The 14,719-nt window shown below is 37.5% G+C and carries 9 protein-coding genes; 4 read left to right on the top strand and 5 right to left on the bottom strand.

The genetic code is table 11. From position 1 onward, the window contains the following. Positions 1 to 383 precede the first annotated feature (383 nt). Complete coding sequence (locus H5058_RS13910) at positions 384 to 1,346, bottom strand: transcriptional regulator (protein ID WP_011329645.1); 963 nt, start codon at positions 1,344 to 1,346, stop codon at positions 384 to 386. Between the two features lie 15 nt (positions 1,347 to 1,361). Then, the gene (locus H5058_RS13905) at positions 1,362 to 2,600 is read right to left on the bottom strand and encodes an AAA family ATPase (RefSeq protein WP_011329644.1); all 1,239 of its coding nucleotides are present in this window, start codon (positions 2,598 to 2,600) and stop codon (positions 1,362 to 1,364) included. 772 nt (positions 2,601 to 3,372) lie between these two features. Between H5058_RS13905 and H5058_RS13900 the strand changes: the two genes are divergently transcribed. Further along, positions 3,373 to 4,587, top strand: coding sequence for a hypothetical protein (locus tag H5058_RS13900; RefSeq protein WP_011330184.1), 1,215 nt, complete (start codon positions 3,373 to 3,375; stop codon positions 4,585 to 4,587). Between the two features lie 58 nt (positions 4,588 to 4,645). Here H5058_RS13900 and H5058_RS13895 read toward each other — a convergent pair whose 3' ends face one another. Further along, entirely contained in the window at positions 4,646 to 5,521 is an 876-nt protein-coding gene (locus tag H5058_RS13895) for a DNA replication terminus site-binding protein (RefSeq protein WP_089369317.1), read from the bottom strand. A 1,140-nt stretch (positions 5,522 to 6,661) separates the two neighbouring features. Between H5058_RS13895 and H5058_RS13890 the strand changes: the two genes are divergently transcribed. After that, positions 6,662 to 8,011 carry a class II 3-deoxy-7-phosphoheptulonate synthase gene (locus H5058_RS13890; protein ID WP_172459254.1) on the top strand — a complete coding sequence of 450 codons (1,350 nt, stop codon included), beginning with the start codon at positions 6,662 to 6,664 and terminating at the stop codon, positions 8,009 to 8,011. Positions 8,012 to 8,093: 82 nt separating this feature from the next. Here H5058_RS13890 and H5058_RS13885 read toward each other — a convergent pair whose 3' ends face one another. After that, positions 8,094 to 8,903 (bottom strand): pyruvate, water dikinase regulatory protein, encoded by an 810-nt coding sequence (locus H5058_RS13885; RefSeq protein WP_011330181.1) that lies wholly within the window; start codon positions 8,901 to 8,903, stop codon positions 8,094 to 8,096. Between the two features lie 314 nt (positions 8,904 to 9,217). Here H5058_RS13885 and ppsA point away from each other — a divergent pair, with 314 nt between their 5' ends. Further along, complete coding sequence (gene ppsA / locus H5058_RS13880) at positions 9,218 to 11,593, top strand: phosphoenolpyruvate synthase (RefSeq protein ID WP_089369316.1); 2,376 nt, start codon at positions 9,218 to 9,220, stop codon at positions 11,591 to 11,593. Positions 11,594 to 11,659: 66 nt separating this feature from the next. Here ppsA and H5058_RS13875 read toward each other — a convergent pair whose 3' ends face one another. Continuing rightward, the gene (locus tag H5058_RS13875) at positions 11,660 to 11,869 is read right to left on the bottom strand and encodes a PGPGW domain-containing protein (protein ID WP_089369315.1); all 210 of its coding nucleotides are present in this window, start codon (positions 11,867 to 11,869) and stop codon (positions 11,660 to 11,662) included. 147 nt (positions 11,870 to 12,016) lie between these two features. Between H5058_RS13875 and H5058_RS13870 the strand changes: the two genes are divergently transcribed. Further along, a partial coding sequence (locus tag H5058_RS13870; protein WP_182678665.1) for an FAD-binding and (Fe-S)-binding domain-containing protein occupies positions 12,017 to 14,719 on the top strand: 2,703 nt, incomplete at its 3' end.

Below are 14,719 nucleotides of genomic sequence, written 5' to 3'. Positions count from 1 at the left end.
ATGCCTTATATGCTCTGAGCTAAAGCAATATTAACGTTAAATAAACTGGTTGGAGCTGAGCGCTTAGTAAAAAATTGCTTTATAGCTAAATAATGCGCTAATTATTATTTATTTAAAATAAAACACACAGCTAACTCACAAGTTAAAAACAACTTACTAACACAAGGAGGGGGTTTACAGATCAGCTTTATACTAACAAAGCGCAAAACAGGTAGGATCTAAGATAAAAAGGTAATTTAGTTAGTAAAAAGCTGATCTAAAATAGGCAAGTAACTCTTTTATGCTTAAATTTTGCTATATGGGATCAGTTTTTTACTAACTTAAAGGGTGTACAGATCAATATTTAACTAAGCTAACACCCTTATAGATCATTATTTTACTAACTAGTTAAATGCAGCTAATAGCTTAGTAAGTTGTTCTAAGCGCTTGTCTGTCATAACTTTATTGTTTATTTTTACTGAAACATCACCATTTTTTAAACTGCGCTGTACTGAAACAAAGTTACTCTCAAGCACAACTTCACGTTTAACGGCTATTTGTGGCTCGGTAGTTAAATACTTAGTAATGGCCATTGCACGCTTGTCATCGCTTGCTGCTGCGTTTATGTCTTCATGGTTAGCAATGTCAGCAACTAGCAAGTTAAAGGCTGCTTGGTCGCGCTCCTTTGCGCTAATCAGCTTTTTAGCCACTTCACGGCCAACATGATTAGCTGTAGGGTAAAGTGCAACAACATCTGCAGGGATTTGCTCGAATGCTTTTATTGCATCGGCAACCGCGGTATGCGATACGCCTTCAATAACTGCAATTTCACGGTAAGAGCCTTTTTTACCTTGCTCAATTAATTCATTTTTAGTGTTTTGATAAGCTTGTCCAAGTTCCCACAAGCTAGGTGCTATGTATTGATCAGACGAAACAGCTAAAATTTTTGCATCTTGATCAGTAAAGTCGCTAGAGCTCAACACTAAATAATCGGCATTACCCAAAATGCAGGCTTTACGGCGGCGTGATCCCGCAAGTACTAAGCTTGTATCGCCTTGATCCCAAAGAAGTGCCGGGTGTTGATTACGGCCATCTTCTTTTATTGCCGGTAGAATATCGGATACCGACTTTTCATTTAACAGCGACTGTACACGGCGGTTTTTGCCATATACCTGGGTTGTTGACTCAATGTCACTATGGGAAATCACTTTACAAACTAGGGTAATTTCTCTGCTAGGATCACTTGGCGCTGGCATACGAATTACATCGCCTGCATTTGCTTGCTCTAATAAAGCATCAAGACTACTACTACCAACCGCTGTTGCAAAAGGATCTAAGCGGGTGTCATTTTTACGTTTTTTAGCCATTTTTGTTTAACATCCTTACTTAGGGGTATTTAGTTTTGATTGTGTAGATTGCCAATTAGAGCGGATCAGCATTTCAAGCTCATCAACTACATCTTTTATATTTTCTTGCGCACGCATTAACGATTCGCGACTTGCTAAACTATCTGATGCTTTTTGATCAAAAATAGTGTTAAACGAAGACGAACTCGCTGTAATTGCTGAGCTATGATTAATTGGGTAACTCATCACTTGGCGACCAAAGGCACTACGAACATCTTTAACGATATCGCGTTGCGAGTGGTTACCTTTTACATAGTTAGTTACTAAAAACTGCATAAAGTCCCATCCTTCATGGCCTAGGGCTGCAACTGTATGATAAATCTCACCTAAACGTTTTAAATATTTATTATTTGCATCAAAGTCTACTGCTTCTGGATGAACCGGTATTAGCATCGCTGTAGATGCCATTAACGCATTATAAAACATAAAGTTAAGTGTTGGAGCTGTGTCGATTAATAACACATCAAACTCGTCTTTTACTGGGTCAATTACTTTTTCAAGTAACTTATGATAATGACGGGTTTGTTCGTAATTTGAGGTGTCTTTGAGTAAAGTAGCTGTTTCATGTTCAAAATAAAAATCATCCATACCAGATGGTAAAACACGAATATTTGGAATATGCGTAGGTAAAAATGAGTTTGATACAAATTCAGGCCAGGTTTCCCCTTCGTCTAAATCAATACAATCACGCATTAAATCGCCAACGGTAATTGGATCGGGCTCTGCCGATGGAAAAAAGCTAGATGATGAACCTTGAGGATCTAAATCAATAATACCAATACGATAGCGTTTAATATTTGTAGTTGCCAATGCTGCTGCAATATTAACCATACTAGTTGTTTTACCACAACCGCCTTTTAAGGAGTTAATTACAATAACTTGCAGTTTGTCATCACCAGTACGGTGATCTGGCTGAATATCCATAATATCGGCCATAGCAAAAATATTTACCAAAGTGTAAGCGTAATGACCATTTGCACCACGTTTGATATTTAAATTATCAAAATCACCATTGTCGTGGCGTCTTTTTAAGGTACGATTGTTACAACCAAGCAGATCGGCAGCTGCTTTTTGCGTATAAGTTCTTAATTCTTTTTCTTCAGATTTAAGATGAGCGCGATAATGTTGTATACGTCCTTCTAGTGACTTTTCGGCAACTTCAGCTGTTGCTTTCAAAAGCCGGTAGGTACTTAGCGCATTATTATTGATAGACATACTTAATTCCTCAAAGTTAGGCTGTTAGTATAATGTCCATTCAATTTGCTGTAAACAACTATTTATAGTGACATGTGTTTTATAAACAAGACATCTAATAATATTTTTACATGCTTAATATCTCTTAGTATAAATAGAGAGGTTAAGTATGGTTAAGTATATAAGGTATTAAGGGATAGAGGCTTAAATAAAGGTCATAAACACATGATTTATATGAATAATAATAAAATAAGCAGATCAGCTTTATACTTGGTTAAGATCAGATCTTTATCTACTAGCAGATCAGCTTTTTACTAAGCTGAAAATTAAAATAATAGTTACACACAGGTTAATCATTAAGTTGTGCACAAAAAAGGTCTGTTAGATCAGTTTTATACTAAGTAAATTATAAAGTTATACACCGATTCTGTAGTAAAAGAAGGCTTTTAATTAGTATAGATCTGATCTGTAGTAGGTACAGATCAGATCTATGCTAACTCAATATGTGCTTATCCACAGGGCTTTTAGTTTTTTAGTTAATTTGTCGTGTTAAATATTAAAAATTTAGCTTTGTAATGGACAAAAATCTCACTGAGTTAGTAAAAATGAGATTTGTAACTGCCTAGTTAGTAAAATAATGATCTGAAATTGAGTTAATTAGCATCCGCTTAGTATAATAGTGATCCGAAGGTTTTATTTTAGCTCAGATCACTTTTATACTAACTTAAACATTTAACTTTTTTGTCTTTATGTGTTGTTATTAGCTGTCGCAATAAAAATGGAAATAACAACAATGAGCCGAAAGGTCAACATCTCGGTAGATAACTTGCCCGATACACTAAGGGGCCAAATTCACGGGGTGGAAAGTGCAATTGATAATGAAAGCTTAGCACTGTTTACAGATAATAAAGATGTGCGGATTTCGATAGAAAATGCAGCTCATGGATTACGTGCTTATTCGAATACTTTTAACCATTATGATTTATGGGGACGCTTTGTCCGTTCGGGGCATAAAAAATTACCATTAGAAGAAGCACCTAAAAAAACAATAATTACACGCAAAATATCTGAAAAAATAGATGGTATTTTGTACGACGGTGAATTAAAAATAACGCCGGCGGTTGTTAGCACACGCAAAGATGGTGAAGACGTAGAATATTTGGTTTGGCCATCAGATCGAGAAGAAAAAGTAGAACGTGCGCTGATCCGTTTAGCTTCTAAAGGTAAAATAGTAAAAATAAATTTTAAGTCCGGTATTCAATATGCTGTTGTTTTTTCAATGAACGAATTAGCACAAGAGCTGAAAACCGTTGGCCAATCTATGCCATATCCACAAATTAAAGAATCACTTGAAGCATTACAAGGCTCGAAACTTTCGTTTAAATATTCAGCAACAGACACCAAAAATACAAATATTGATGATTCATTTTACGAGTCGAACATGAACTTTTTATCGTCACTGCATTTTAGTGGAAAAAAAGGTCAAGGCGGAAATGTTAAATGTGTTGCGTGTTTAAATGCATTTGTGCATAACATGATTGATAACCTTGAATACAAAGGATATTACTTTAACAGCGCCCAAGAATTAAAACGCGGATTATCGCGTTGGATGATGCTGCGCTTATATCATCTTTGGCGTTATGCAGCGCCGGGTAAAACATACCATTTTAGATTACTGTCTATTATGGAAAAGTACGGCTCAATTTATTCAACGGATAATATTACCGAAAATAAATTAAAAGCGCTGCGTCGTGATATGACCACAACAATGAAAGATTTGATCGAGAAAGGAGCTATCTCTGAGTACAGTATTACCAATGTTAAAGACGATAAAACCGGTAATATTATTGACTACACTTACGAAATGCATCCATCAGACCAATTTTGTGATGAGATACTTACTCTGAATAAACACAATAAACGAATTGAAATACAAGGCGGTAAGCGTATTGTAGAAAATGCTGTGCTTATTGATGAAGACAAACTTGTTGAAATAGTAGATAAGTAATTTTTATTGCAGAGTCCAATAATAACAAAGGTCACCTAGCGTGACCTTTTTAACATAATCACTTTTCTACTTGTTCTAAATAAAGTCGATCTACTAAAAAATCATAGTCACGTTTTCGTGGATGACTTAATGGTTTTTCGTAATTTGGTAATACCCCAAGTTTTACGTCTGGTTCTGGGTTTATTAAAATAAAAGGTAGCGCCGCACTGACGTGATAACGGTTTTGCGCGGTATAACGCACATTTACCTGAGGGCTAACTCGAGTAGGGCGCCTAATTCTAAGTTTTTCTTTTTCACCTAAACTTGCTACCCGTAATTGCTCTTGTGCTACTAGCGCCTGCCATTTTTGCTGGTCGATCATTCTGGGGTTTCTATAACTAGCTGACTTTTGTAACATTTCGAGGGCCATTTTTTTGGTCAGTGTTTTAGTTGCATGTTTGTGCATCCAGGTAAATCGTACTGAAAAAGGCGATTCATGTTCACTATGAATTTTTCGATAAGCAGCCAAAGTAATTAAGTTGGGTACTGCATTATGCACCGCTTCAAAACGAGCATCGTTGTTATCAATAGCTAAAATACACTCTTTAAACGCTGCTTTTGCCTTATTTACTTGAGCAATTCGATTAATTAGTGCTTGTTTGTCAGCATTTTTTATAACTAATAGGCCAGGATGACGCTTTAAAACTCGGCTACTTAGCCCTTGTTTTTTATAAATGTCAGTAAAGGAATTTAATATAGCTTTATGTGCTAGTTCGCCTGATATTTTAGTAACTTTAATCGATTCGGCCACTTTATCTTCATCAACAGTGCTTATATCAGGAAGTTGATAATATTCGGCTTTTGTATATTCACATAGATTAAGCTCTTCTATTAGCCTTAATGTTAGTTCGCTCATTAAATCAAACTGACTTCTTATTTGTACTTTAGTTACCATGCAACCTCCAAAGAACACATCTTACCTAACTAATTATCGCACATAACCTTATCTTTGTTTAGCAAATAATTCTAGTTTACTCGGGGCTAAGTTTATCTAATAATCTAATTTAAGTATGATGTGTTCTTTGCAGCTTTGGTTAATTTTAAATCTCGTGCTTATGCATTTGAGTAGCTTAGCTCTTAATAATAATTCCCCAATACTCACATTTGTATACCGTTATAGGTTACAGCTAATAACGGCCTACTAGCTTCTGAGTGCAATTTAACTTTAGCCATGATTTGTAGTGAGGCTTTAAAATGAGGTTGATATAATTAACCGGCTCATACTTTGGGATACTTAAAATGTTTAGCTTGTGAGAACTGAATATACATTTATTAGTACCGGGCAGGGCAAACCATTTTGAGTTCCCTGTAGCTTAACTAATTAAGCAGCTAGCTAGTGCTGTTAATTAGTGCCGATCCAAACGTTCATACAAAGAGTAACTTAATATATTGCAGAGTATTCTATTATGCCTGGGTGAAATACAATACGTTGTCATGTCTATTTACACTACAGCATAAGATGCTGCAAAGCGTAAAACTTATACATATTAAAATAAGTTTTAACCTCAGTAATAACTGCCACTATTCACATTTTTATAAAAACTTAGTACTGAGACCAAATAAGTCTTTGTATTTTAACCTTAATCAGGGAGAGCTTTAGCCTAATAAACCCACTGTTTATAAACATCTAGTATATGTTGCGGTGGTAAATAAAACTCGCCTTAGCATGTATTTTTAAAAGTGCATAGTTATTGGTCAATTATTGTTTATATTAACTGTAAAGTTAAGAATACACATGGTGCAATTTAAGTATGATGTGTTCCCAGCTAGACCTGTTATAATAATTAACTCGGATTGAATGTAAGTCAACAACTCAAAAGTAACCATATAGAAGCTTAACTATATGTTTTAAATAGGTTATATGTTTTCTATTTGTCATTTTGTATTTGCGCTAAGGGCCCAACATATACGGCTAAATATATTAATTACCTAACCCATAACTAAATAATTAGTAAATAGTGAATTTAGTCCTTGAACAAACAGCCCTGCATACGTTAATTTCGTTGTATCAGGTAAATAGGAATGAGGAATGAATATGCAAACGTGGAACCCAAATAGCTGGAGAGAACTGCCAATATTACAGCAGCCAAACTACCCAGATCAAGAATCACTTAAATCAGTAGAAGCGCAATTAAAGAGTGCTCCGCCTTTAGTATTCGCTGAAGAGACCAGAAGTTTATTTAAGCAGCTGGAAGATGTATGCGAAGGGCGCGCTTTTTTATTACAAGGTGGTGATTGTGCTGAGTCGTTTAGTGACTTTAATGCCGCTAACATTCGCGATACTTTTAAAACAATTTTACAAATGGCCGTGGTATTAACTTACGGCGGTAAATGCCCAGTAGTTAAAATAGCACGTATGGCAGGGCAGTATGCTAAACCACGTTCAGCAGATTTAGAAACGATTGATGGCGTATCATTACCGTCATACCGTGGCGACATTGTTAACAATTTTGAGTTTACCGAACAAGCGCGTATCCCAGATCCACAACGCTTAATGACAGCGTATCATCACAGTGCCGCTACGTTAAACTTACTGCGTGCATTTGCACAAGGTGGCCTTGCTGACTTACACCAAGTAAACCGTTGGAATATGGGCTTTGTTGCGGCCAACCCACAAAAAGAAAAGTATCAACAGCTAGCTGATAAAATTCAAGATGCGCTTGAGTTTATGGAAGTGTGTGGTATTAATTCTACTATTGCACCAAGTTTAAAAGAAACCGATTTATACACCTCTCACGAGGCGCTATTACTAGGCTACGAAGAAGCACTAACTCGCCGTGACCATTTATCTGGCGATTGGTACGATTGTTCTGCGCACTTTGTGTGGATTGGCGAGCGTACGCGTCAGCTAGACCACGCGCATATTGAATTTTTTAAAGGAATTAAAAATCCAATCGGGGTTAAAGTTGGCCCAGGCATGGACCCAGATGATTTAATACGCTTAATTGATGCATTAAACCCAGATAACATTCCAGGTCGATTAACATTAATTACCCGTATGGGCGCAGATATACTCCCTGAAAAACTACCGGCACTGGTACGCAAAGTACAACAAGAAGGCCGTAAAGTAATTTGGAGTTCTGATCCAATGCACGGTAACACCGAAAAGGCGAGTTCAGGATACAAAACACGTAGCTTTGACAATATCATGCGTGAGATCAGCCAGTTTTTTGCAGTGCATAAAGCCGAGGGCAGCTATGCAGGCGGCGTGCATTTAGAAATGACAGGCCAACACGTTACTGAGTGTACTGGCGGTGCGTACGGACTGTCTGACGACGATTTAGCACAGCGCTATAAAACCCAGTGCGACCCACGTTTAAATGCCGATCAAGTATTAGAGTTAGGCTTTTTAGTTGCCGATTTATTAAAAGACGCACGTAAATAAATAAAATGACTACCCTAAATACAAACGCCGCTAATTAAGCGGCGTTTTTTATACTTTTTAGTTAAGTTAACCGCCAAGTAAGTTAGTACTTACGGCGCTCAAGATCGGTATCAGATATAATCTTCGCTGATATTTCTTCAACTGAGTGATGAGTAGAGTTTAAAAATGGAATTCTATTACGCTTATACAGCATTTCTACTTCGCGCACTTCAATACGACATTGACGAATAGAAGCGTATTTAGAATTAGCCATACGCCTGTCTCTAATGGCAGCAAGGCGCTCAGGATCAATAGTTAAGCCAAATAGTTTATGTTTAAAAGGTATTAAGCATTTAGGCAAGCCTTCAGTTTCAAGGTCGTCTTCGGTGATTGGGTAGTTAGCGGCTTTAATACCATATTGTAGTGCTAAATATAAACTCGTTGGGGTTTTACCACTGCGGCTCACACCAATTAAAATAATATCGGCCTCTCCATAGTTTTTAATATTACCGCCATCATCATTCATCAGCGCGTAGTTAACCGCATCAATTCTAAAATCATAGCTTTTTTCATGAATAGAGTGAGTTCGATGAATTTTTGGTACTGGCGCCACATTTAGTTCTTTTTCTATTTTTTCGCTATAGGTTGTCAAAAAGTCATAACACACTGCATTAGCAGAGCTAATAATTTCAGTTAAGTTGTAATTTACAAAGGTAAAAAATATTAAAGGCTTTTCACCGTCTCTTTTAGCCGTTGCATTAATTAACTCTTTAATTTGATGCGCTTTCTCTTCTGTTTCTACAAAGGGAATGGTTTTATGATTAAATTCAACAGGGAACAGTGACAAAGTAGCATGGCCAAAAACCTCAGAAGTAATTGCTGTGCCATCTGAAATATAAAAAGCAGTTCTCATAAATCCTCTTTTTTATTACTTTTAATTTTAAAATTAAGTTTCTCACGGTTTACGTGAGGACTGTTGCCAGTGTAGAATGGGTGTGACCTTTATAAAAGGTTTTCTTTCTTAACTCTCACAGTTATATCGATTGTATTAAGTAAATAGTCAATTATAGCGATAGGAAGCGCTTTATTAGCAACATAAAAATTAACAGGTAGTTGTTCTACATGAAAATTTTTAACTTGTTAATACAATGTCTAACTCGCTAAAATGATTAAATGTTAATTAGTTGGTATTTAGTACTACAATTTGTTTTTTTTGGAGAAAGATCCGTGCAAGAATACGTTCTCTGGTATCAAGAGCTTGGTATGCAAGATGTTCCTCGTGTTGGCGGTAAAAACGCTTCACTTGGCGAAATGATTTCAAACCTAGCAAACGCAGGTGTACAAGTGCCGGGTGGTTTTGCAACTACCGCTGATGCTTTTAATGAGTTTTTAGATCAATCAGGACTCACCGCAAAAATTCACGATATTCTAGATACACTTGATGTTGAAGATGTGAATACACTCGCTAAAGTCGGTGCCGATATCCGCCAATGGATAATCGATACACCATTCCAACCTAATCTAGATAAAGCCATTCGCGAAGCATACAGCCAACTCCACGGCGACACAGCAGCCGATGTTTCATTTGCAGTACGTTCATCAGCTACCGCTGAAGACATGCCAGACGCATCATTCGCAGGCCAGCAAGAAACCTTCCTAAACGTTGTTGGTATCGACTCAGTAATGGTCGCTATTAAACACGTATTTGCTTCATTATTTAACGACCGCGCTATCTCTTACCGTGTTCATCAAGGGTACGATCACCGTGGTGTTGCACTGTCTGCTGGTATACAACGCATGGTTCGTTCAGATAAGTCAGCATCTGGCGTTATGTTTAGTATTGATACCGAGTCTGGTTTTGAAGATGTTGTATTTATCACATCAAGCTACGGGCTAGGAGAAATGGTTGTACAGGGCGCAGTAAACCCTGATGAATTTTATGTTCATAAACCAACATTACTTAAAAACAAACCTTCAGTAGTACGTCGTAACATTGGCTCTAAAGCCATTCAAATGATTTACTCAGAAGACAAAGCACATGGTAAGCAAGTAGACATCGTTGATGTTGCCCCTGAGCTTTCAAATAAATTTTCGATTACAGATGAAGAAGTGCAAGAACTTGCCAAGCAAGCTGTAATCATCGAAAAACATTACGGTCGTCCAATGGACATCGAATGGGCAAAAGACGGTAACGACGGCAAACTATATATAGTTCAAGCTCGTCCAGAAACGGTTCGCTCAAACGAAGATGCCAACGTAATGGAACGTTTTCAATTAAATGGCACCAGCAAGGTTGTTGTTGAAGGCCGTGCAATTGGTCATAAAATTGGTAGCGGTGTTGTTCGTGTTCTTAACTCAATCAAAGAGATGGATCAGGTTCAAGTAGGCGACATTTTAGTTACCGACATGACTGACCCAGATTGGGAACCTATCATGAAACGTGCTGCAGCGATTGTTACAAATCGTGGTGGCCGTACTTGTCATGCTGCAATTATTGCACGTGAACTTGGTATTCCAGCCGTTGTTGGCTGTGGTAACGCAACTGATTTAATTACAGCTGGTCAAGAAGTTACCGTATCATGTGCCGAAGGTGATACAGGTTTCATCTACGAGGGTATTTTAGACTTTGAAGTACTTACTTCACGTGTTGACGAAATGCCTGAGTTACCAATGAAAGTAATGATGAACGTAGGTAATCCAGATCGTGCATTCGATTTTGCTCGTTTACCGCATTCAGGTGTTGGCCTAGCCCGTGTTGAATTTATTATCAACCGTATGATTGGCGTTCACCCTAAAGCACTACTTAATTTTGATGCACAAAGTGATGCGTTAAAAGCAGAGATTACCGACATGATGGCCGGTTATGAATCTCCGGTAGAGTTTTATATCTCTAAATTGGTTGAAGGTATTTCTACTCTGGCGTGTGCATTTGCACCAGAGCGTGTAATTGTTCGTATGTCTGATTTTAAATCAAACGAGTACGCAAACTTAGTTGGCGGCCAACAATACGAACCGGAAGAAGAAAACCCTATGATTGGTTTTCGTGGCGCCGCTCGTTATGTGTCAGAAGCTTTCCGTGACTGTTTTGCACTAGAGTGTGAAGCAATTAAACGCGTAAGAAACGGCATGGACATGACTAATATCGAAATCATGATCCCATTCGTACGTACCGTTGAAGAAGGTAAGCGTGTTATTGAACTACTTGAAGAGCATGGCCTTAAACGTGGCGATAATGGTCTAAAAGTAATTATGATGTGTGAACTGCCTTCAAATGCACTATTAGCTGAAGAGTTTTTAGAGCATTTTGATGGTTTTTCTATCGGTTCAAACGACTTAACTCAGCTAACGCTTGGCTTAGACCGTGACTCAGGTTTAATCGCACATTTATTTGATGAACGCGACCCTGCAATCAAAAAGCTACTTTCTATGGCAATTAAAACAGCTAAAGAAAAAGGCAAGTATGTAGGTATTTGTGGTCAAGGTCCTTCTGATCATGAAGATTTTGCAGCATGGTTAGTAGAGCAGGGCATCGACTCTGTTTCATTAAACCCAGATACAGTACTAGAAACATGGTTATACTTAGCTGAAAAACTAGCTAAATAATTACTTTGTTTAATAAAAATGCCAGCTTTTGCTGGCATTTTTGTTTGTGTAATTTAATACAAAGTTTTAACGAGCTAATTTTTTATCTAAATATCGGCACGATTTAGTTAACGCTTTTTGACAAAGTCTCAAATAATGCCTTGCTTTTGGGTAGTCAAAAGAAAAACACAATAACCCCGCCATAAAAAATATTAACGATGGTCCAGGTACAATCGCAAAAAATAAACCCAGTAACATGCACAATACACCGGCTAAAAGTAATAGTATTTTTTTCATAGTTAAAGCCCCCTAGTAACTGTTAACTTGAGTATAATTGCAGTGCGAATAAAATCGATTAAAAGAGTGTTACAAACTGTAAAATCTTCAATTTCTATTACCCCGCAGCATGATATAATTAATCAAATGCCTTAAAATATCGCCGTCATGATAGCAACTATTACACAGCAAGATGCCGCGACAGAAGTTGTCGCAAATTACTTAAGTACCATTAAAAATCAAGGGTTTACTGGAGACACTGACGCAAGTTATGCAACCCGCATAACAGCTTCAACCGATAACAGTATTTACCAAGAGCTACCGCAAGGTGTTATCTTTCCTAAAACCGAAAAAGATATTCAACTTGCGTTGCAAACAGCATCTCGCGCCCCCTTTTTATCGTTAACATTTGGTCCGCGCGGCGGCGGCACTGGGACTAACGGGCAATCATTAACCCCTGGTATTATTGTCGATTTATCACGATACATGCGTGAAATACTCGAAATAAACACGCAAGAAGGCTGGGTGCGTGTACAAACTGGGGTAATAAAAGATCAGCTTAATGACTTTTTAAAACCTTATGGGTTTTTCTTTTCACCCGACTTATCTACCAGTAATAGAGCAACCATTGGCGGTATGATCAGCACTGATGCTTCGGGTCAAGGCTCGCTAGTTTACGGTAAAACGAGTGACCATGTTTTAGGGCTAACAACTTATTTGGTCGATGGCACACCTATGTGTACTGCAGCTATTGATACAGAGAAAGCAAAGGTAATCGCAGAGCAAGACACATTAGTTGGTCATTTATACAAAACCGTTTTAGATATTGCACTAAATGAGCGCGAAGCGGTATTAGCTAAATTCCCTAGATTAAACCGCTTTTTAACCGGATATGACCTAGAGCATGTGCTAAGTGATGACTTACAAACTTTTGATATGAGCCGTTTAATTACCGGCTCTGAAGGATCATTAGGTATAGTTACCGAGGCTAAATTAAAGCTAACCCCCATTGCTGAATTTAAAACTTTAATTAATATTAAGTATGATAGTTTTGATTCTGCACTACGTCATTCACCATTTTTGGTAGCTGCGAGAGCAACCTCAGTTGAAACTGTCGATAGCAAAGTTTTAAACTTAGCACGCCAAGATATTATTTGGCATTCAGTATCGGACTTAATAACCGATATTCCTAATAAAGATATGCAAGGGCTCAACATGGTTGAGTTTAATGCTGTATCACCAGAGGATATAAAAGACAAAGTAGACACTTTGTGCAAACTATTAGATCAGTGCGTGGCACAGCAAACTAATGGTGTTATTGGTTACCAGCTAACCAGTAATAAAAGTGATATTTTAAAAATTTACGCCATGCGTAAAAAGTCAGTCGGGCTTTTAGGTAATGTAAAAGGCAGCCAAAAACCACTCGCCTTTGCAGAAGACACCGCGGTACCACCTGAAAACTTAGCTGATTATATAGTAGAGTTTAGAGCATTACTCGACAGCCATAATTTACAATATGGAATGTTTGGCCATGTTGACGCTGGAGTTTTACATGTTAGGCCCGCGCTCGATATGTGTGACCCAGAACAAGAAAAACTGTTGCGTGTTATTTCAGATGAAGTGGTAAAACTCACCGCTAAATACGGTGGTTTAATGTGGGGCGAACACGGTAAAGGGTATCGTAGCGAATATGGCCCAGCGTTTTTTGGCGAACACTTATTTACTCAGTTACGTAAAATAAAAACTGCATTTGATCCAAACAACCGAATAAACCCAGGTAAAATATGCACACCTATCGATAGTGAAGACTCACTAGTTAGTGTTGATGGACAAAAACGTTCATGGTTCGATAAACAAATATCTATTGATGTAAAAACAAGTTTTAATAATGCCATGACTTGTAACGGTAACGGAATATGCTTTAACTACGATGAAAACTCACCAATGTGTCCGTCGTATAAAGTAACCGGCGATCGCCGACATTCACCTAAAGGCCGCGCAAGTTTAATGCGCGAATGGTTGCGCCTGCAAGAAGCAAAAAATGTAGATTTACTTGAGGTCGAAAAGCAACTTAATAAAGGCGAAGTAATTACCTGGTGGGAACGTTTTGTTCACAGCCGTGAAAAAAACAAAGGCATTTACGACTTTTCTCACGAAGTTAAAGCTTCGATGGACGAGTGCTTAGCCTGTAAAGCATGTACTACTGCTTGCCCAATTAAAGTAGATGTACCTACTTTTCGTTCGCGTTTTTTAAATTATTATCATAGTTACTACGCACGTCCACTCAAAGATTACCTAGTGGGTAATATAGAAGTTAGTGCGCCATTAATGGCTAAATTTGCACGTATTATTAATCCTATAGTAAGTACAGACCTAGTTAGTAACATAATTAAAAAAACCGTGGGTTATGTAAATACACCACAATTAAGTATTCCCGCACTAACTAGTCGAGTAAACAAAGCTCATACTTTTAATTTTGAATTACTAAATAAATTAAGTGCTGAGCAACAAAACGAATATGTATTAATAGTACAAGACCCATTCACTAGTTTTTATGAAGCAGAATTAGTAGAGAGTTTTATTACGCTTATTACTCAGCTCGGCAAAAAGCCAATGTTATTACCTTTTAAACCCAATGGAAAACCACAACATGTAAAAGGGTTTTTGCATGAGTTTAAAGTAACAGCAAAAAACGCCGCGGAGTTTTTAAATAAACTTAACGATATTAATGCGCCACTGGTTGGTTTAGATGCTTCATTAGTTATGTGTTACCGCGATGAGTACAATACAATTTTAGAAAATAATCGTGGTGATTTCCATGTGCAACTTGCTCACGAGTGGTTACAAACTCAGTCGTTTACGCAATTAAAA

The sequence above is a fragment of the Pseudoalteromonas sp. SR45-4 genome (genome assembly GCF_014163535.1).
GTDB classification, from domain to species: Bacteria; Pseudomonadota; Gammaproteobacteria; order Enterobacterales; family Alteromonadaceae; genus Pseudoalteromonas; species Pseudoalteromonas nigrifaciens.
This window is presented reverse-complemented; position numbering and strand designations above follow the sequence as displayed.